This window comes from Mesorhizobium sp. M1D.F.Ca.ET.043.01.1.1 (assembly GCF_003952385.1).
Lineage (GTDB): Bacteria > Pseudomonadota > Alphaproteobacteria > Rhizobiales > Rhizobiaceae > Mesorhizobium.
In genome coordinates this window covers 1078088-1098132 of record NZ_CP034444.1, presented here as the reverse complement: position 1 = coordinate 1098132, position 20045 = coordinate 1078088, and the positions used below count along the sequence as shown (strand labels likewise).

The 20045-nt window shown below is 63.2% G+C and carries 17 protein-coding genes and 1 tRNA gene; 5 read left to right on the top strand and 13 right to left on the bottom strand.

Annotation, left to right across the window (positions count from 1 at the left end; all coding sequences use genetic code 11):
- Positions 1-30 precede the first annotated feature (30 nt).
- Positions 31-1152 (top strand): ABC transporter substrate-binding protein, encoded by a 1122-nt coding sequence (locus EJ067_RS05750; protein ID WP_126085076.1) that lies wholly within the window; start codon positions 31-33, stop codon positions 1150-1152.
- Between the two features lie 48 nt (positions 1153-1200).
- Here EJ067_RS05750 and EJ067_RS05745 read toward each other — a convergent pair whose 3' ends face one another.
- From EJ067_RS05745 to EJ067_RS05730, 4 genes are all read right to left on the bottom strand, one after another.
- Positions 1201-3165 carry an acetyl/propionyl/methylcrotonyl-CoA carboxylase subunit alpha gene (locus EJ067_RS05745; protein WP_126085075.1) on the bottom strand — a complete coding sequence of 655 codons (1965 nt, stop codon included), beginning with the start codon at positions 3163-3165 and terminating at the stop codon, positions 1201-1203.
- Between the two features lie 49 nt (positions 3166-3214).
- On the bottom strand, positions 3215-3592 hold the full coding sequence (locus tag EJ067_RS05740; protein WP_189510425.1) for a hypothetical protein: 378 nt from the start codon (positions 3590-3592) through the stop codon (positions 3215-3217).
- Positions 3593-3711: 119 nt separating this feature from the next.
- Positions 3712-4242, bottom strand: a complete 531-nt coding sequence (locus EJ067_RS05735; RefSeq protein ID WP_126085073.1) for an O-acetyl-ADP-ribose deacetylase — start codon at positions 4240-4242, stop codon at positions 3712-3714.
- Positions 4243-4244: 2 nt separating this feature from the next.
- Positions 4245-5852, bottom strand: a complete 1608-nt coding sequence (locus tag EJ067_RS05730; RefSeq protein ID WP_126085072.1) for a carboxyl transferase domain-containing protein — start codon at positions 5850-5852, stop codon at positions 4245-4247.
- Positions 5853-6097: 245 nt separating this feature from the next.
- Between EJ067_RS05730 and EJ067_RS05725 the strand changes: the two genes are divergently transcribed.
- Positions 6098-6490 carry a hypothetical protein gene (locus tag EJ067_RS05725; RefSeq protein ID WP_126085071.1) on the top strand — a complete coding sequence of 131 codons (393 nt, stop codon included), beginning with the start codon at positions 6098-6100 and terminating at the stop codon, positions 6488-6490.
- A 17-nt stretch (positions 6491-6507) separates the two neighbouring features.
- Here EJ067_RS05725 and EJ067_RS05720 read toward each other — a convergent pair whose 3' ends face one another.
- From EJ067_RS05720 to EJ067_RS05705, 4 genes are all read right to left on the bottom strand, one after another.
- Entirely contained in the window at positions 6508-7671 is a 1164-nt protein-coding gene (locus tag EJ067_RS05720) for an isovaleryl-CoA dehydrogenase (RefSeq protein ID WP_126085070.1), read from the bottom strand.
- Between the two features lie 62 nt (positions 7672-7733).
- Positions 7734-8381, bottom strand: coding sequence for a TetR/AcrR family transcriptional regulator (locus EJ067_RS05715; RefSeq protein WP_126085069.1), 648 nt, complete (start codon positions 8379-8381; stop codon positions 7734-7736).
- 80 nt (positions 8382-8461) lie between these two features.
- Positions 8462-8743, bottom strand: a complete 282-nt coding sequence (locus EJ067_RS05710) for an acylphosphatase (protein WP_126085068.1) — start codon at positions 8741-8743, stop codon at positions 8462-8464.
- 144 nt (positions 8744-8887) lie between these two features.
- On the bottom strand, positions 8888-10000 hold the full coding sequence (locus tag EJ067_RS05705; RefSeq protein ID WP_126085067.1) for a pyridoxal phosphate-dependent aminotransferase: 1113 nt from the start codon (positions 9998-10000) through the stop codon (positions 8888-8890).
- A gap of 232 nt (positions 10001-10232) precedes the next feature.
- On the opposite strand from EJ067_RS05705, the gene EJ067_RS05700 reads away from it, so the two are divergent.
- A complete protein-coding gene (locus EJ067_RS05700; protein WP_126085066.1) occupies positions 10233-11909 on the top strand; it encodes a tetratricopeptide repeat-containing sulfotransferase family protein in 1677 nt (558 codons plus the stop codon).
- A gap of 145 nt (positions 11910-12054) precedes the next feature.
- Here the strand turns inward: EJ067_RS05700 and EJ067_RS05695 are convergent, their stop codons facing one another.
- The 3 genes from EJ067_RS05695 to EJ067_RS05685 form a co-directional block, all read right to left on the bottom strand.
- Positions 12055-13233, bottom strand: a complete 1179-nt coding sequence (locus EJ067_RS05695) for a porin (RefSeq protein ID WP_126085065.1) — start codon at positions 13231-13233, stop codon at positions 12055-12057.
- Between the two features lie 100 nt (positions 13234-13333).
- Positions 13334-13576, bottom strand: a complete 243-nt coding sequence (locus EJ067_RS05690) for a GIY-YIG nuclease family protein (protein ID WP_126085064.1) — start codon at positions 13574-13576, stop codon at positions 13334-13336.
- Positions 13577-13681: 105 nt separating this feature from the next.
- Positions 13682-13772 (bottom strand) — tRNA-Ser (locus tag EJ067_RS05685).
- A 444-nt stretch (positions 13773-14216) separates the two neighbouring features.
- On the opposite strand from EJ067_RS05685, the gene EJ067_RS05680 reads away from it, so the two are divergent.
- Both EJ067_RS05680 and EJ067_RS05675 read left to right on the top strand, forming a co-directional pair.
- Positions 14217-15401: a porin gene (locus EJ067_RS05680; RefSeq protein WP_126085063.1), complete on the top strand. Its 1185-nt coding sequence runs from the start codon at positions 14217-14219 to the stop codon at positions 15399-15401.
- Positions 15402-15644: 243 nt separating this feature from the next.
- Positions 15645-16718, top strand: coding sequence for a site-specific integrase (locus EJ067_RS05675; protein WP_126085062.1), 1074 nt, complete (start codon positions 15645-15647; stop codon positions 16716-16718).
- Positions 16719-16798: 80 nt separating this feature from the next.
- Here the strand turns inward: EJ067_RS05675 and EJ067_RS05670 are convergent, their stop codons facing one another.
- Positions 16799-17692 carry an alpha/beta hydrolase gene (locus tag EJ067_RS05670; RefSeq protein WP_126085061.1) on the bottom strand — a complete coding sequence of 298 codons (894 nt, stop codon included), beginning with the start codon at positions 17690-17692 and terminating at the stop codon, positions 16799-16801.
- A 258-nt stretch (positions 17693-17950) separates the two neighbouring features.
- Positions 17951-19984 (bottom strand): lytic transglycosylase domain-containing protein, encoded by a 2034-nt coding sequence (locus EJ067_RS05660; RefSeq protein WP_126085059.1) that lies wholly within the window; start codon positions 19982-19984, stop codon positions 17951-17953.
- Positions 19985-20045 lie beyond the last annotated feature (61 nt).

Sequence of the window (20045 nt, the reverse complement as noted above, 5' to 3'; positions counted from 1 at the left end):
GCAGCGCGCAAGTGGAGGAGTTCTATTGTCATGAAAAGATTGGGTATTTTGAGCGCGGCCGCATTGGGCCTGATGATGAGCGCATCGGTTGCCTTCGCCGACGACATCACAATCTCTGTGGTCGGCCCGATGACCGGCCAGCTCGCCAACATCGGCGACCAGTTCAAGCAGGGCGCGCAGGCGGCTGCGGATGCCATCAACGCCGCCGGAGGTGTCAACGGCAACAAGATCAAGATCGACATCCAAGACGACCAATGCGATCCGAAGCAGGCCGTCTCCGTCGCCAACCGCATCGTCGCCAACGGCGTCAAGTTCGTCGACGGCCATGCCTGCTCGGGCTCGAGCATTCCGGCTTCCGCCGTCTATGCCGAAGCTGGCACCCTGATGATGAGCCCGGCCTCGTCGAATCCGGAACTGACCGACGCTGCGGCCAAGGCCGGCTGGCCGACGATCATGCGCCTCTATACCCGTGACGATGCGCAGGGCGCTTTCATCGGTCCATGGATCGCCAAGAAATATGCCGGCAAGAATGTCGTCGTCCTGCACGACAAGAGCGCCTACGGCCAGGGCGTTGCCGATGCTGTCAAGGCGACCATGAATGCCGGCGGCCTCAAGGAGGTCGACTACGAAGGCATCAACGCCGGCGAGAAGGACTATTCGGCTTTGGTCACCAAGCTGAAGCAGCTCAAGGCCGACGTCGTCTATTTCGGCGGCTACCATCCGGAGGCCGGCTTGATCCTGCGCCAGGCGGCCGAGCAGAATGTCAAGTTCCAGCTGATCATGCCGGACTCGATCGCCTCGCCGGAATTCTGGCAGATCGCCGGCCCCGCCGGCGAAGGCACCATGTTCGTCTTCCCCTCGGACCCGCAGGCCAAACCTGAGGCGAAGGATGCCGTGGCCAAGATCAAAGAAGGCGGCTTCACCCCGGAAGGCTTCACGCTGTTTTCCTATGCCGTGATCCAGGCCGTCGCCGAAGGCGTCAAGCGCGCCGGCACCGACGATCCGGGCAAGGTCGCCGAGGCGCTGAAGAACGGGCAGCCGATCAGCACCGTCGTCGGCGACGTGATCTTCGACGAGAAGGGCGACCTGAAGAACGCCAGCTACGACATCAACCAGTGGCACGACGGCAAATACGCGCCGATCAAGCCGTAATCGGTTCTGGCAGGCAACTGGAAATGGCCGGGCTTGTCCCGGCCATTTTCAGCCCAGTGCCTCTTCGACAAAGCGCACCAGCACCGTGCCGTCGCTCACCTGCGCGCCTTCGGCCGCGATCTCGGCGATCACCCCGTCATGGGGTGCCGCGATCGTGTGTTCCATCTTCATCGCCTCGAGGATCAAGAGCGGCTGGCCCTTGAACACAGCATCGCCCGCCGCCGCGCGCACCAGCTTGACCAGCCCCGGCATTGGCGCGCGCAGGCTGCCCGTGGCGGCCGCGGCCTCGTCCGCCTTGGAGAGCGGATCCGGCACCGCGAATGTGTAGCCGATCGCGCCTTCGAACACGGTGACATGGCCCGGCCAGCGCGCGGCACGCGGCAAGGTCCTGAGGTCATGCGCGTTGATCGCGTCATGCGGCGCCTCAAGCGCCACCTGGAAGCGGCCGTCCGGCCGTGCCGAGACCCGCGCCAGTATGTTCTCTTCGCCGAAACGCAGCCTGGTGCGGCGCGCGAGCGTGTGGAAATGCGAATAGCCGAGAAGCGTGGACCACGGATCGGCGGCCGGACCCGGCGCCCCTGCGTCGGTCGCCGCCAGCGCCGCCGCGGCGATGGCTTCATCGCTCGGCGCGGGCAGGGCGATCAGGGTCTCCTGATGTCGGCTGATCAGGCCGGTGTCGACATCGCCCGCCGTGAAATCGGCGTCCTCGACAAGCGCCGCGAGGAAGGCGGTGTTGACCGTCGAGCCGGCAACTTCGGTCCGGGCGAGCGCATCGCGCAATGCTGCAAGCGCCGTGGTCCTGTCTTTGCCGTGCACCACCAGCTTGGCGATCATCGGGTCGTAGAAGGGCGAGATCGCGTCGCCGGCCCGCACGCCGGTTTCGATGCGCATGGCGGCGCCCTCCGGCGGGACGTCTGGAAACTTCAGGTGATGCAGCGTGCCCGTCGCCGGCAGGAATCCCTTGGCCGCGTCCTCGGCGTAGACGCGCGCCTCGAAGGCATGTCCGGCAAGCGCGATCTCACCCTGCGTCTTCGGCAATTTCTCACCCGAAGCGACGCGCAATTGCCATTCGACCAGATCGACGCCGGTGACCATTTCGGTGACGGGGTGCTCGACCTGCAGCCGCGTGTTCATCTCCATGAACCAGAAGCGGTCCGGCTTGAGACCTGCGGAAGCGTCGACGATGAACTCGATGGTGCCGGCGCCCGAGTAGTTGATTGCCTTGGCCGCCTTGACCGCGGCCTCCGTCATCGCCTTGCGCAGCGCCGGCGTCATGCCGGGGGCGGGCGCCTCCTCGATCACCTTCTGGTGGCGGCGCTGCGCCGAGCAGTCGCGCTCGTAAAGATGCACGGCGTTGCCGAAATTGTCGCCGAACACCTGAACTTCGATGTGGCGCGGCTTGTCGACATATTTTTCGACCAGCACGCGGTCGTCGCCGAAGGCGGCCTTGGCCTCGCGCCGCGCACCTGACAGCGCCTCGGAGAAATCGTCCGGATGGTCGACGCGCCGCATGCCCTTGCCGCCGCCGCCGGCACGCGCCTTGATCAGCACGGGATAGCCGATCTCGCGCGCCTTGGAGGCAAGAAGCACGATCTCCTGCGCCTCGCCGTGATAGCCGGGCACCACCGGAACGCCTGCCTTTTCCATCAGCCGTTTGGCGGCGTCCTTCAGCCCCATGGCGCGGATCGAGGCGGCGGAGGGGCCGATGAAGACGAGCCCGGCCGCCGTCACCTGGTCGACGAAATCGGGGTTTTCCGACAGGAAGCCGTAGCCGGGATGGATCGCCTCGGCGCCGGTGGCAAGCGCCGCGGCAATGATCCGGTCGCCGCGCAGATAGCTCTCGCCGACGGGCGAGGGGCCGATATGCACCGCCTCGTCGGCCATCTCGACATGCAGGGCGCGGGCGTCGGCATCCGAGTAGATCGCTACGGTACGCACGCCGAGCTTGCGCGCGGTGCGGATGACGCGACAGGCGATCTCGCCGCGATTGGCGATCAGGATCTTGCCGAACATGAAGCCTCCCGTTTTGTCTTCGGGCGGCGCCAGTCCGGCAGGCGCCTGCCTATTTCGACGCCGCGATGGCGCAGCCGCCACTTGCGGTTTTGACCTTCCACCTCGTGAAGCCGGTTTGACAGGCGTGCAGCGCGATCTCCTCCGCAGCCTTCTGCGAAGGCGCGTTCAGCTTCACGCTGCAGAAAATGTGAAGATCGACGACACGCGAATAAAACGTCGTGGCGTAGGCCGAATGACCGCTTGCTGCGATATAGGCGAGGTAGGATTTGTAGCAGGCCTCCTTCGGATCGAGGGACAAGGTCGGAGAAAAGCGCTTGTCTCCCACGCTCCCCGCCAATGAGCCGGCCACGCCGGCGCTTGGCGCCGAGAATATTAGAAGTCCTGCAAGTATCGAGCCGAACGCCCTGTGGCAATATTTCAGAATCATATCCACCCCACCCCAATTGCCCAATGCAGGGTGAGCAATAGCGAATATTTTTCGTCGGCGCCAGCCGTTTGGCCACGATTCCCATTCGCCTGTATTGAAGGATCTCCTGGTCCATAAGTTCAGCTTCCTCCAAGGGCAGCAACGGCGCGCCGGTATAGTTCAGCGGTTTGCTCGTCGAAGCAGCAGAAAGTAACAGTCTGCGGCAGCGCGCTTTGTTGCAGGAAATCGCTTACGGTGGCGACGGCGATGTCGGTCGCCTCGTCCTTCGGGTAGCGGTAGATGCCGGTCGAGATCGCCGGGAAGGCGATCGTTCGGCAGCCATGGTCGCTGGCGATTTCGAGCGAGCGGCGGTAGCAGGAGGCGAGCAGCTCTGCCTCTTTCTTGCCGCCGCCCTGCCAGACCGGCCCGACTGTGTGGATGACGTAACGTGCCGGCAGGTGGTAGCCCTTGGTCAGCTTGGCATCGCCGGTATTGCAGCCGTTCAGCGTCCGGCATTCGGCGACCAGCTCCGGTCCTGCCGCGCGGTGGATGGCGCCGTCGACGCCGCCGCCGCCGAGCAGCGAGGAATTGGCGGCATTGACGATGGCATCGACCGCAAGCTTGGTGATGTCGCCTGTGTGGACGCGGATCCTGTCGCCGATCTTGCTCATCGTCACATCCTGAACACGCCGAACCTCGTCTCCTCGATGCCGGCATTGAGCGCCGCCGAGAGGCTCAGCGCCAGCACCTCGCGCGTCCTGACAGGATCGATGATGCCGTCGTCCCAGAGCCTTGCCGAGGAATAGAGCGGGTGGCCCTCATGCTCGTATTTCATCAGGATCGGCTTCTTGAACTTTGCTTCCTCCTCGGCGCTCCATTCACCGCCCTTGCGCTCGATGCCTTCGCGCTTGACCATGGCGAGCACGGTCGCCGCCTGCTCGCCGCCCATCACCGAGATGCGCGCGTTCGGCCACATCCACAGGAAGCGGGGCGAATAGGCGCGACCGCACATGCCGTAATTGCCGGCGCCGAAGGAGCCGCCGATGATGACCGTAAGCTTGGGCACGCGTGCGGTTGCGACCGCCGTGACCAGCTTGGCGCCGTCCTTGGCGATGCCGCCGGCCTCGTACTTCCGCCCGACCATGAAGCCGGTGATGTTCTGCAGGAAGATAAGCGGAATGCCGCGCTGGCAGCAGAGCTCGATGAAATGCGCGCCTTTCAGTGCGCTTTCGGAAAAGAGCACGCCATTGTTGCCGAGGATGCCGACCGGCATGCCGTAGAGATGGGCAAAGCCGGTGACCAAAGTGGTGCCGTAGTTCTGCTTGAACTCATCGAACTCGGAACCGTCGACAAGACGAGCGATCACCTCGCGCACGTCATAGGGCTGGCGCAGGTCCGTCGGCACGATGCCATAAAGTTCATGCGGATCGTGAAGCGGTGGCACAGGTTTCTGTAAGTTCAGGCTTACGGCCTTGTTCCGATTCAGGTTCTTGATGATACGCCGGCAAATGGCCAGCGCATGCTCGTCGTCCATCGCATAGTGGTCGGCGACGCCCGAAAGCCTGGTGTGGACATCGGCGCCGCCGAGCTCCTCGGCGCTGACATCCTCGCCGGTGGCGGCCTTCACCAGCGGCGGGCCGCCCAGAAAAATGGTTGCCTGGTTGCGCACCATGATCGTCTCGTCCGACATCGCCGGCACGTAGGCGCCGCCGGCTGTGCAGGAACCCATGACGCAGGCGATCTGCGGGATGCCGGCCGCCGACATGTTGGCCTGGTTGTAGAAGATGCGGCCGAAATGCTCGCGGTCCGGAAACACCTCGTCCTGGTTGGGCAGATTGGCGCCGCCGCTGTCGACCAGGTAGACGCAAGGCAGATTGTTCTGCAGCGCGATCTCCTGGGCGCGCAGATGCTTCTTCACCGTCACGGGATAATAGGTGCCGCCCTTCACCGTGGCGTCGTTGACGACGACCATCACCTCCCTGCCTTCGACGCGGCCGATGCCGGTGATGATGCCTGCCGACGGGATGTCCTCGCCATACATCGACCATGCCGCGAACTGGCCGACCTCGAGGAAGGGCGAGCCGGTGTCGAGCAGTTGCGCCAGCCGTTCGCGGGGCAACAGCTTGCCGCGGCCCTGGTGGCGCTCGCGCGCCTCGTCCGAGCCGCCGCGCTCGATGCTTGCAGCCTTCTCGGCGATATCCGCGACCAGCGCCCGCATGCGCTCGGCATTGGCGCGGAAGGTGTCGGAGGCGGGGGAGATTTGGGATTGCAATGTGGCCACGTTGTTCCTCACACCTCTTGATGCCGCGACGGAACCAGTGTAACAGCCCGCGCCCGGATGCCGCGCGCCAAGCATGGCATCCTTTTTAGTAGTGACACCCTCAGGAGGCGACGATGAAAGGCATGGATATGCGTTTCACCAGATGTCTCCCTTCGGCCATGGCCTGACGCCGCCGAAGGGCGGCTTTCCACGTCCCGAATTTGAGCAAGAGGAACACGGCGCCCGCAAGCGCTGTGGGCGTCACAATGTATTTGCGGTTTGTAACGCCGCTGATCCATCCGAAGAGCCGGGTGGAGACCGGCTTTTTCCATGCGTCCTGGTATCTGTACCGGAACGGCTGCCCGGACTGGATCCATGACGAACTGGAGGATCAGTTCGACTGGTTCAATCGGCATTTGCCCATTCCTGGCCGGGTTGGCCGGCATTTCAAGCGCCGGAATTCGATCTGGGGCGTCTGCTGGTTTCATCCGGACGCCAGGGAGGCGATCAGCCGCGCGCGTTATTGCGCCTGGCTGATCGAGGAGGGCGGCTTGCCAGTGCGGCCGATAACGTCGGCGCGCCAGCGCGAGATTCTGTGGCGCGATGCGCATCAGATCGTCGCCAAGCCGACCGACGACCTGCCCAAGGCCTTCGGCTGAGATGGCGGAGGGGACCATCACACCCCCTCCGCCATGATCTCACGCCCGATAAGCCAACGGCGGATTTCGCTGGTGCCGGCGCCGATCTCGTAGAGCTTGGCGTCGCGCAAAAGCCGCCCCGTGGGATAGTCGTTGATATAGCCATTGCCGCCGAGCAACTGGATGGCATCGAGCGCCATCTGCGTCGCCTTCTCGGCCGCGAACAGCACACAGCCGGCGGCGTCCTTGCGCGTGGTCTCGCCGCGGTCGCAGGCGGCGGCCACGGCGTAGACGTAGGCGCGGGCGGCGTTCATCGTCGTGTACATGTCGGCGAGCTTGCCCTGCACCAGCTGAAAACTGCCGATCGGCTGGCCGAACTGCTTGCGCTCATGCACATAAGGCACCGCCACGTCGAGGCAGGCCGCCATCAGCCCGATCGGCCCGCCGGAAAGCACCGCGCGCTCATAGTCGAGGCCCGACATCAGCACCTCGACGCCGCGCCCTTCCTCGTGCAGCACATTCTCGAACGGCACCTCGACATTCTCGAACACGAGCTCGCCGGTGTTGGAGCCGCGCATGCCGAGCTTGTCGAGTTTCTGCGCCACCGAAAAACCGGCGAAGGTCCTCTCGATGATGAAGGCGGTGATGCCGCGCGACTGCCGCTCCGGATCGGTTTTGGCGTAGACCACCAGCGTCTCGGCGTCCGGCCCGTTGGTGATCCACATTTTCGAGCCGTTGAGCACATAGCGGTCGTTGCGCTTTTCGGCGCGCAGGCGTAGCGACACCACGTCGGAGCCGGCACCTGGTTCCGACATCGCCAGCGCGCCAACGCTTTCGCCGCTGCAGAGCGGAGGCAGGTACTTCTCCTTCTGCGCCGGCGTTGCCCAGCGATTGATCTGGTTGACGCAGAGATTGGAATGTGCGCCGTAGGAAAGGCCGACCGAGGCCGACGCACGCGAGATCTCCTCCATCGCCACGACATGCGCGAGATAGCCCATGCCGCTGCCGCCGAAATCGGGGTCGGCGGTGATGCCGAGCAGGCCGAGCGCGCCGAGTTCGCCCCACAGATGCGCCGGGAACTCGTTGGAACGATCGATCTCGGCCGCGATCGGCGCGATCCTGTCCTGGGCGAAGCGCCTTACGGTATCGCGCAACGCTTCGACATCAGCGTCGAGCCCGAAGCTGAGCGTATTTGTGTACATGGCCTTCCTCCCTGGCGCATGACCCCGAAAATCGCCTTCGATTTTCGGATCGTGGGCGAAAATCAAAATGCGACAGCGTCCTTTGCGCGTCCGAAGGAACGCGCGGCGCTGTCGGCGATCTTCGCGCCGACGAGCCGCATTGTCATGGAAAGATATGTCGTGGTGACTTCATCAATCGACAGCCGCTCGCCCGGCCGGAACCAGACGATCACCCCGGTCATCATCTGGATCAGCGCCATGGCGGTGAGCCCGACATCGTCGATCTCGAAGACTTCGGCCTCCACACCATCGCGCAGGATCGCGCGCAATTCCTTCTCATAGGCCGCGCGCAGCTTGAGGATCTGCGTCAGCCGCTCATGCGAGAGGCTGCGCAGCTCCATGTTCGAGACATGGGTGGCGTGGCGCCGCTCGATATGGAAGGCGATGTGGTTCTCGACATAGGCGCCAAGTCGGGCGACCGGATCCTCTCGCGCCGGCCTCGCCGCGTCCCAGGCCTTGCGCAGGCCTTCCATATGCTCTCGCATCAGCGTGAACAGCAGGTCCTCCTTGGTCGGGAAATAGCGATAGAGCGCCGCCGCCTGCACGCCGACCTCCGCCGCTAGCTGCCGCATCGACATCGCCTCATAGCCCAGCCGCGCGATCAGGCTGACCGCCGCATCGCGGACTGCCGCCTCGGTTCTTTCGCCGTCGGAACCTGTAGTGCGCGCCATGTTCGCCTCTGTGCGAGGGTTAATAAAACGAACGTTCAATTAATTCAAGGGCCGCAATGTCGCAAGCAGCTTTCGCTGGCCTAGTCGACAATCCTGAAGTCTGCAGGCGCGTCGTCAGCTGCCTCCTCGACCTCGACGGCCGAGACCAGCGCGCCCCGCGGGCCCTGCCAAAGGCGGTCGATCATGGCGTCGACCGAGGCATCGGCGCCGGCGATGAGTGCTGTCACCGAGCCGTCGGCCTCGTTGCGCACCCAGCCCGTCACGCCAAGACGCATGGCTTCGCCGTGCGTCCACACTCGGTAGCTCACGCCTTGCACCATGCCGCTTATGCGCGCCCGCACGACTCTTTTCCGCTCGGCCATCGATTTCTCCGTCCCTCAAGCGAATCTGGTGCAGGACCTGACAAATGCAACGGGCTTGCGGAATGCGGACATGGGTCGAAGAAAGGCTCGGCTGCGTTCCTTCGCCCGCTCTTATAGGACCGCTCTTCGCCCGACGAGCCCGCCCTAATTCCCCCTTGCCGTCGCCAGTGCGCCCGGCAATTCCTCGGCGAAGATATCGAGCTCGTGTTCGAGGCCGACACTGACACGGATGCAGCGGTCGAGGATCGGCGCCATCGGCTTGCGGATGAACACGTCGCGCGACAGCAGCGCCTGCATCACCTTCAGCGCGAAGGCGCCGTCGCGGCCGCAATCGATGGTGACGAAATTGGTGGCTGACGGCAGCGGCGTCAGGCCGTTCTGCTCGGCAATGGTCGCAATGCGCTGGCGCCCGGCCGCCGCGCGCGCCACCACCGAATGCAGATGATCCTGGTCGGCAAGCGCCTCCAGGCCGGCGATCTGCGCCATGCGGCTGACGCCGTAATGGTTGCGGATCTTCTCGAAGTCGCGGATCACCTCGCGCTCGGCCACCGCATAGCCGCAGCGAATGCCGGCCAGTCCGTAAGCCTTGGAGAAGGTGCGCATGCGCACGACATTCGGCCGCGAAACATCGATCGGCGGCAGCGCCGAGGGTGGCCCCAACTCGCCATAGGCTTCGTCCAGCACCAGCATGGTGGTTTCCGGCAGCGCCTCGATGAAGCGCACGACGTCCGGCGCCTCCCACCAGCTTCCCATTGGATTGTCCGGATTGGAAAGATAGACCAGCGGCGCCTTCTCCTTGGCAACGGCGGCGAGCAGCCCGTCGAGGTCCTCTTTGTCGTTGGCGTAGGGAACCGTCACCAGGCGGCCGCCGACGCCGGCTATGTGGAAGTTGAAGGTGGGATAGGCGCCGAGCGAGGTCACCACGGCGTCGCCCGGCGCGACATACATGCGCGCGACGAGGCCGAGCAGTCCGTCAATGCCTTCGCCCACCACCACGTTCTCGAGACCGACATTGTGATGCGCGGCCGCCGCGACCTTCAACTCGTAATTGTCGGGGTCGCAATACATCCACTGGTCGCGGGCGACGCTCTCCATGCGGGCAATGACGCGCGGCGAGGGCCCAAAACTGCTTTCATTGGCGCCGATGCGGGCGCGGAAAGGCCGCCCGCGCTCGCGCTCCTGCGCCTCCGGCCCGACGAACGGCACCGTGGTGGGAAGCGCGCCGACGATCGGCGTAAGGGGAGGGCGAAGGCGCATGGTATGGGCTCGGTTTGAGAGGAGGTTCTTGCTAGCGCGGGCGAAGGGTGGGTGCAAGTTGGTTGAAAAGCTGAATGGCCTGGCTTGACCGGCAGCCGGCCGCCAGCTTTTGGATGTTTGCCGCTTACATGGGCTTGGTGAACGTCGCGGCGGATGCTTGCTGTCGGCCCCGAGTTCGAGGCGGACGACGTATGGCTGGATTCTGCCTGCGGCTTTTGCTAGCGAGGCAGGAATGAGCAATCGATTGCCGCCCGCCTGGGCAAAGCACCTCAAGACGCAGCCCTCGGCGAGGGCGGTATCGCCGAAAGCTGTATCACCCAAAGCCCAGCCGAAGGCCATCCCGTCCAGTAATCAGGCCGACGATATGCTGTTGAGGCAGGCGCTCGAGCTGCAGAAAGCCAAGCAATTGCCGGAGGCCGAGGAACTCTGCCTCAAGGTTCTGGCTCGTACGCCAAACCATCCTTTGGCTTTCTACATCCTGGGAACCCTCGGCATCGGATACGACAACGAGAAGGCCTTGCGGTACTTTGCCCGCGCGGTCGCCGAGGAACCGCAAAATCCATATTACCACCTTAGCCTCGGTGAAACCTATTTGCAGCTCAGCGAATTTTCGCCGGCGATCGAGCATATCAAGCACGCCCTGGCTCTGAAGCCGGATCTGGTGGAAGCGATTTGCGCCTTGGGCGACGCTTACAATTCTTTTGACAAGGGGGAGTTGGCGCTGCCGCTCTTCGAGAAGGCGCTCAGGATCAACGAGGATCATCCTGTAGCCCGCCTAGGGCTCCCCCGCGCGCTTGCAAGCCTCGGCCGAATGGACGAAGCGGCGGTTCATCTGAAAGCGGCGATAGAACGGCGCATTGCGGTGCCGGCTGCGTACAATGCACTTGTGCACACACGCAAATACCTTGAAGAGCCGCCGGAGCTGGCTGAAATCCTGACCGAGCTTCAGAGCCCGGAACATGGATCGAAGGGAGCGCCACCACTCCATCACGCCGCCGGCAAGGTGCTCAACGACCTTCGTCGCTACCGGGGGGCGATGGATCATTTCAAGCAAGGCAATCAATACGGAACTGGTAAATTCGATCTGGAAGCGCACCGTCGCTGGGTCGATGCCACGATCGAGACCTTCACACCGGAATTGGTGGCTTCAATGGCCGCTTTCGGCAATCGCTCGGAGGCGCCTGTATTCGTCGTTGGCATGCCTCGCTCCGGCACGACGCTGACCGAGCAGATTTGCGCCAGTCATCCTGGCGTCCACGGCGCCGGCGAGCTCAGCAAGCTTGCACGAACTGCCAGTGGGCTTGGCCTGAATGATCGCTCCAACCCAGACCTCGGCAAATCGATCGCCGCGATGACGCCCGAACTGACCAGAACGCTGGCCGACGGGCATCTCGCCTATCTGCGCGAGCGTGCTCCCGAGGCGCTTCGGATCGTCGACAAGATGCCTCACAATTTCGAGCAGATTGGCCTGATCGGCATTCTGTTTCCGAATGCGCGCATCATTCATTGCCGCCGCGATGCCATCGACAATTGCATCTCCTGCTTCGTCCTGCAGTTCAACGAGGCGCATAGCTACAGCGGCGATCTTCAGACTCTTGGACTCTACTACCGGGAATACGATCGCCTGATGCGGCACTGGAGCAAGGTCCTTCCGGGGCGCATCTTTGAAAACCGGTATGAGACATTGATTGAAAATCAAGAGGAGCAGTCGCACCGCTTGATCGATTATCTCGGGCTGCCCTGGGACGAAGCCTGCTTGCGTTTTTTTGACAGGGCTGGCTCAGTAAACACCTATAGCAATTGGCAGGTCCGCCAGCCGATCTACAAGTCGTCGGTCAAGCGATGGAAGAACTACGAAAGCGAAATCCAGCCCCTGATCGAAGCGTTGGGAGATCTGGCCGACACCTGAGCTTAGCTTCAGTCTGCGATCCGACTCCAGCGGATGATAGCCCGTCAGGCATTCAGTGCTGTCGCAGCAACTTGATCTAATGGCCACCCACACAAAAAACCCGGCGGTCGCCCGCCGGGTTTTCGATTCAATCAGGCAGAGCCCATTAGAACGAGCGCTGGAAGCGGAGCAGGCCGCCGACGCTGTTTTTCTTGTTGGCGCCAGTGAAGTTGACGGTCGAGGTGGGGTCGGCGGTCCACTCGTCGAACTTGCCGAAGTGATCGTAGTCGACTTCGGCGGTGACCGTGAAGCCGGGAACGATGTCGTAGGCGACGTTCGCGGCGACCCCATAGTTCTTGTCCTGGTCACCCGACACCTGGAGATTGAACGAGGTCTTCTCGTTGAACTTGTAGGTGCCGCCGGCCCAGAACGCCCAGTTGCCGCCCCAGATCTTGTAGAAGCCGCGGTCACCGGCCGGGATGGCATAGGTCGGGTCGTTGAGGTTGTCGTCGCTGCCGTAGCCGAACATGCCGAACAGCGAGATCTGGTCGTTGACGTTGACGTCCAGGCGGACCTTGCCGGCGACTTCCTCGTAGTTGCTGTCGTAAGCCACGACGCCGGTGATGGCGCCCCACCCTTGAGTCCACTTCACGCCGCCGACCACATGCGGAACGTAGCTGTCGATGGTGCCGACGACGCCCGAACCTTCTTCGAGCGAGACCACGGCCGAGAAGCCGTTGCCGGCGTCGAAGTAGTACTGGACGACGTTGGTGTCGAAGTCGCCGTAGGGAACCAGCGTATCCTGGATGACGTTGCCGGCGTAGCCGATGAACGTATCGAAGGCCGATTCGTCCTTGCCGACGCGCAGCCCACCGAGCTGGATCCAGGCGAAGTTCAGCGAAACGTTCTTGTTGCCGGCGGGATTGCCGATCGGATCGCCATCGGTGCTGAAGGCCCCGTAGCCGTTGCGGTTGCCGAAGTTGAAGCGGGTCTCGGTGTAGGTCTTCAACGTGCCGAGCTCGGTTTCCTGGCCGGTCCAGGTCTTCAGCGTGAAGCGGGTGTTCTTGTACCAGGTGGCCTGGTCGTCGCCGTCCTGGTGGTCGAACGACCTCGCGCCGTCGAACGAGCCGACGTCGCCGACGCCGATGTCGTAGCGGACATAGCCGCCGATGCGCAGGCAGGTCTCGGTGCCGGGGATGTAGAAATAGCCCGAGCCGTACACGTCGCAGATCTTGACGTATTCAGCCGGTTCCGGCTCGGCGACGGTCACCGCGTCGGCGGCGCGGGCGCCCGAAACTGCGATCAGGGCCGCAGCTGAGCCGAGAAGAAGGCTCTTGATGTTCATTTTCTGACCTCCAGTCAGAATCGAACGGAAGGGCCGAGTTCATTCGACGGCCATCACTGCCAGTGCTTTGCTATTGCTACATTTTTTGCTCTGGTGAATCCTACCAAAGGCGTTTGCTGGCGAACGCGTGTCCGGATCCCGATTTGAGATAGCGCTCGAATGAAGTCGCCTTTGCTCGGCTTGAAAAGGCCACGTAGGTCACGATTCGCCAGGGGAGAAATTTGGAAGTGTGACTGGACTTTCCGGCGTTGTGATCGGCAATCCGCTTCTTCAAATCGGACGTTATGCCGATATAGCGCTCGCCTTCCAAAGCCTCGCTCTCAAGCAGATAGACGTACCACACGGACCGGCCCTCCTTCGCCAAGGCTTCGGAGGGCATCCTCTCCGCCATCCTGCTTCGCACGAACGGTTGGAGCTTGTCCTGCGTAGCTCGGAGAGCGAAGCAGGATGGCGGAGAGGATGGGATTCGAACCCACGAGAAGCTTTTGACCTCTACTCCCTTAGCAGGGGAGCGCCTTCGACCACTCGGCCACCTCTCCGTCGCGCCGCTGGGATAAAGAAAAGCGCCGGCACAATCAACAAGCCGGCGCTATTATCGCCGAAAATTCGGCATGGTGCAGCCAGGCGGGCGGAGCCATGCGGCGATTCCATGGCGATTCCCTGCCCGGCGACTCGCAGCTGGCGCCGCAATTTCGGCCGCCCATCGCCGGATTCGACGGGCTGCAAGGCCTTATTGGTTAATGAGAACTTTCGGAGTGAGGCCAAATCGTGTCATTTGTGCAACAACGTCCGGGGATAGCGCCCGGATGGGGCTTTCGCCGATACGATCATGGTTGAACGCCGCCGCCGCCTGGGTAAAGGTCACGTTCGAAGGAGCGGCGCGGTGCGCATCTTTTTCGGTAAGTGGGGATGGGGCAGGGAACGCTGTCCTTCAGCAAAAAATACCCAGACCCGTTTTTTAACTTTTGACTGGAGGTCAGAAAATGAACATCAAGAGCCTTCTTCTCGGCTCAGCTGCGGCCCTGATCGCAGTTTCGGGCGCCCGCGCCGCCGACGCGGTGACCGTCGCCGAGCCGGAACCGGCTGAATACGTCAAGATCTGCGACGTGTACGGTTCGGGCTACTTCTACATCCCCGGCACCGAGACCTGCCTGCGCATCGGCGGCTATGTCCGTTACGACATCGGCGTTGGCGACGTCGGTTCGTTCGACGGCGCGGAGTCCCGTGACGTGAAGGATGGCGACACGCAGGACACTTTCTTTAAGCACGCTCGCTTCGCGCTGAAGACCTGGACCGGTCAGGAAACCGAGCTCGGCACGTTGAAGACCTACACCGAGACCCGCTTCAACTTCCAGAACAACAACCGCTACGCTACCTTCTATGGCAATCCGGCCGGCAACGGCGACACGGTGTCGCTGAACTTCGCCTGGATCCAGCTCGGTGGCCTGCGCGTCGGTAAGGACGAATCGGCCTTCAACACGTTCATCGGCTATGCCGGCAACGTCATCCAGGATACGCTGGTTCCGTACGGCGACTTCGACACCAACGTCGTCCAGTACTACTTCGACGCCGGCAACGGGTTCTCGGCCGTGATCTCGCTCGAAGAAGGCGCGGGCGACGGTACTTTTGGTCAGTACGGCGTGGGCACGATCGACAGCTATGTTCCGCATGTCGTCGGCGGCGTGAAGTGGACCCAAGGCTGGGGCGCCATCACCGGCGTCATTGCCTACGACAGCAACTATGAAGAAGTTGCCGGCAAGGTCCGCTTGGACGTCAACGTCAACGACGCGATCTCGCTGTTCATCATCGGCGGCTACGGCACCGATGACAACTACAGTGACCCGACGTATGCGCTCCCGGCTGGTGGCCGCGGCTTCTACAAGCAGTGGGACGGCAACTGGGCAGTCTGGGGCGGTGGCACCTACAAGTTCAACGAGAAGACCTCGTTCAACGCTCAGGTGTCGTATGACGAAGGTGAGAACCTCGGCATCGCCGCCAACATCGCCTACGACATCGTTCCCGGCCTCACGGTTACGGCCGAAGTTGACTACGTCAATGCAGGCAAAATCGGCGATCCCGATACCCTTGGCACGAATCACAACTGGACCGGTATTGCTAGTGGCGACGACGCCATCGGTGGCATGCTCCGCTTCCAGCGCTCCTTCTAAGGGCTGGACTGCTACATCTGAAATCCGGCCCGGGCGCATCAACGCCCGGGCCGTTTTTGTTTTCGCGATTGGTCGAGGCAAACGAAAGGATGGGGGTGAAACGGTAAGCTGATCGGGTCTGTGGAGCGACTTTGTGGGATCCGCCACTGGCGGATGTGGTCGGCTGCAAGATTCGAAAACTCTTGAAAGGACATCTCCGAACGGTTAGGGCTGAAGGCTTAACCACAGGGGGTGTGGCTAAAAATGTCGAACGAAGCGATTCAAGAGGGGGAGCCCTCTGGTCAATTTGCGGTATTTTCTTCTCAGAATTCGAAGTTTAGGTACACCTACAACAAGATCAGAGAAGTAAGATCGTACAGGGTCAGTGAGCTCTTTACAGCATACCGGGACATACTCTGGGATGATGGGCGGCATAAATACAATGTCAGCTCGTTCATCGGTGAAATAGACGAGATCCTTCTGGGAGAGCGTTTCAGCACCTTTGACCAGAACACCCTGGACAATCTTATCGGTACCTTGCGTCAGCGCGGGAACAGCAACGCAACCATCAATCGCAAGATGGCTGCACTCAGCAAGCTGCTGCGCAAGGCTCATAAGATGGGAGATATCCACAGCCTGCCCGAGTTCCGCCGCCAGAAGGAGCGGGCGGGACGGATTCGTTTCCTCGAAAGGGACGAAGAAGCAAGGCTGTTCGCCGCCATCAGGAGCCGCAGCGAGGATGCCTACAGGCTTTCGGTCTTTCTGGTCGATACCGGCTGCCGCCTCGGCGAGGCGCTCGGGCTGATCTGGAACGACATCCAGGAACATCGCGTCTCCTTCTGGATCACCAAATCCGGCCGCAGCCGCACCATCCCGATGACCGAACGCGTCAAGGAAGTGATAAAGCTGCCGCCGACGACCGAAGGCCGCCGGCCGAAGGGCCCATTCACCAAGCTCAGCCAGGCGCAGTACCGCGCCATCTGGAACGAGGCGAAGGCCGAGGTCGGTCTCGGCGCCGACGAGCAGGTGGTGCCGCATATCCTGCGCCACACTTGCGCTTCGCGACTTGTTCAGGGCGGCATCGACATCCGGCGTGTGCAGATGTGGCTCGGCCACCAGACGTTGTCGATGACCATGCGTTACGCGCATCTCGCCACCAACGACCTCGACGGTTGCGTCGTCGTGCTCGAAAAACCGCGCGCCGACGAGGCGCCGCGCCCGGCGGAGAGCTCGGTCTTTGCGTCCCCGTTGACCACGTCGTCGCCGCCCAAAGCCGCTCGCAAGGAGAGCGGACCGGAGCCGGCGAAGGCGCGTCGCAAGAGCTCGAAGGGCAAATAGGCGGACGCCGCGCGCCGGCACGCAAGCGAAAAACTATATTTCAGCGACGAGCCTGAGGCCGAGTTAGTCTCGGGCTTTACTTATTTTGACTTATCTTCAGCGCGATCGAGGAAATCGGCAATCTCCTGCGGCAGGTTGCCGGTTTCCAGGAAGGGCGCGTGTCCCTGGCCTTCGACCGTGATTGCCTCCATGCCGGGATGACGCTTTCCCATCGCCTCGAGCGTCGCGGCGGACAACAGCTTCGAATTGTCGCCGCGGATGGCGAGCATCGGCACGGCGGCAAGCGCGTCGAATTGCGGCCACAGGTCCGGCAGCGGCTTGCTGAAGTCGACGTCGGCCACCGTATCGACCAGCGCCGGGTCGAAATCCGGTACCAGTCCGGCATCCGTGTCGCGGCAGATGGCGCTAACCATCCGCGCCCAGTCGGCATCGGTAAGTGCCGGAAAGCTGGCGCCATGCACGCGCCGCTGAGCGTCGACCGCCTCGGTGAATGTCTTCGGTTTCGGCGCACGGTCAAGGTAGGCGCGGATTTGGGCGAGGCCTTGCGCCTCGATCACCGGGCCGATGTCGTTGAGGACAATCGCTTTCAGCACGGCGGGTTTCAACGCGCCGAGCACGTGGATGATCAGGCCGCCGCGCGAGGTGCCGATGAAGACAGCCTCTGCGATGCCAAGCTCCGACAAGCCAGCGAGCACGTCGCCGGCCTCGATGCCGACATTATAGTGGGTGATGTCGGGATCATAGTCGGACTGGCCACGGCCGCGATAATCGAAAGCGATGACCTTGCGCGGTCCCTTCGCCTTGCTGGAAAGGTAGAGGGCGAACTCATGGAAGTCGCGGGCATTGCGCGTCAGGCCGGGCAGGCAGACGACAGGCCAGCCATCGGTGTTCGTTTCGCTATAGATTCGCGCATGGAGCTTCAGCCCATCGGATGCGGCGTAGAAGAAGTCGGAAAAGCCGTCGTCGTTCGACATCGCGATGCTGCTCCTCGCTGAGGTGACCGACAGCTACAGGCGAGGGCAGGCGTCGTCAAATGGCAGGCTTTCCCTTCTCCCCTTGTGGGAGAAGGTGGATCGGCGCGCAGCGCCGAGACGGATGAGGGGTGCTGGAAGGAATGCGGCGGCGATCTGTCGCCATATATCCTGGCTGGAAAAGGGCATTGCCAAGCTGGAACACCCCTCATCCGGCCGCTTCGCGGCCACCTTCTCCCACAAGGGGAGAAGGAGAGGCGCTCAACTCCGCCCGTTCACCAGATCTCCGACGATGTCGTACTTGCCTGAAATACGCATCTTGTAGACCTCGTAATTCTCCATCACGCGTTGCACGTAACCTCTTGTTTCCGTGTAGGGAATCCTCTCGATCCAGTCGACGACGGCATCCACGTCCCTGCCGCGCGGGTCGCCGTATTTCGCCACCCACTGGGCGGCGCGGTTGGGGCCGGCATTGTAGCCGGCGAAGGTCAGCACGTAGGAGCCGTTGAAGCGGTCGAGCTGCTCGCCGAGGAAGGCTGAACCGAGTGTCGCGTTGTAGCCGGCGTCGGTCGTCAGCCGCGCCTGCGAGAAGGTCATGCCGGCCTTCTTCGCCAGCTGCTTGGCGGTGCCCGGCATCAATTGCAGAAGGCCGCGCGCGCCGGCGCTGGAAATCGCGCCGATGTTGAACTCGCTTTCCTGGCGGGCGATGGCATAGGCCAACGCCTTGCCGGAGCCCGAGATATTGGCCGAATCGGGGATGACGCCGAGCGGATGCGACAGCGCGCCGACATCGATGCCGCGCTGGGCGGCGATCTTGCCGACCTTCAGCGCCATGAAATGATTGCCCTGCTTTTCGGCGAGCACCGCCAGCAGCGCAAGCTCGCCGGGGCTGGTCAGCTGTCCCGCAAGGTCGCGGTAGAGCGTTTCGGCGTAGCGATCGTAGCCCGCCTCCTGCAGCCGCTTGATCGCGTTCACCGCCTCGCGGCCCTCGAAGCTCTGGCGGTCGGCGGCGCTGGGCTTGGGATAGGCGATGTTGAGGGTCCTCAAGCCCACGCGCTCGCCGGCGAGCTGGCCATAGAAGGTCGTGCCGTAAGCGGCCGCGCGGGTGAAGTAGTCCTTGGCATTGCCCGGACCGCCGACTTCCGCGGCGCGGCCAAGCCAGTAATAGGCGCGCGACAGCGACACCGGTCCCTGCGCCATGTCTGCGATGCGCGAAAAATGCGTGGCCGCGGTCGCCGGGTCGTTCAGGCCGCGCAGCGCGTACCAGCCGGCATGGAATTCGGCTTCCGCGGCGCTTGCCGGGCTCTCTGACGCATGCATGGAGACTATTTTGTAGGCGGTTTTCACGTCGCCCTGGTCGACCAGCTCGCGCGAAAGAACGCGGCGCTCCGCCCACCAGGCATCGGGATCGACCAGCGCGTCGCGGTCGGTCGGCGCCTTCATCAGAACCGCCGCGGCTTCCGCGAACTTCTGCTGCTTGCGCAGATATTCGGTCTCGGCGAAGAAATAGGCGGCCGAACGCTGCCCCACGGGCACCGCCTTCAACAGCTTCACCGTGTTCTTGTCGCCCCTGTCGGCGGCCGCCCAGGCATCCGCCATTGGCTGGGCGCCGGCAAGGGCGGCGACGCGCAGCGCCGAGTCCGGCCTGTCGGCATAGAACATGCGCTCCATGCGGTAACGATGATCGGCCGCCGGGATCAGCGCGCCGAATTCCTTGATAAAAGCGGTTTCGTCCTTCGCTTCCAGCTTCTCGCTGCGCCAGAAAGGCACCAGCACCGCGCGCGCCGCCGCGGCATTGCCCAGCGCCACCTGCGAACGGGCGAGGGTCATCACCCCTTCCGGCGTCAGCGGTTGGCTGCGGCCGAAGGCCTGCATCACAATTTGCGGCGGCGGGTTCTCCCGATAGAGCGCGCGTTCGCTGTTCTTGCGCAGCGCGATCGTGCCCGGCCATCCGGGCAGCATCTTGGCCGCGTCGGCGATCTCGCCGCTCGGCACCTGGCCGCCGCCATAGAGCGCGATCGCCCAGGCCAGGATATGTTTGTCGAGCGAGGTGGCTGGCAGCGTGTCGCGCGCGTTGCGGGCGCCGGCGATGTTGTTGGCGGCCAAGGCGTCGAGGCCGCTCTTCAACTGGGCTATGCTGGCCGGGGAGGGCTGCGTCTCGCCCGAGGCGTACGCCTCGGGAACGGGGATCGCCGCCGTCACGCGCACGTCGACGCTGCCGCCGATTGCCATCCCCGGCATCAGCGCGACGACCGCGCTGAGAAGCGCGAAGAGATGAGGCCGCCCCGTCGGCATTGTTTCTTACCCCAGCACGTTGTCAGCAGGCAGGGACGCTGAAGGTCCGGTCCCGAAGCCT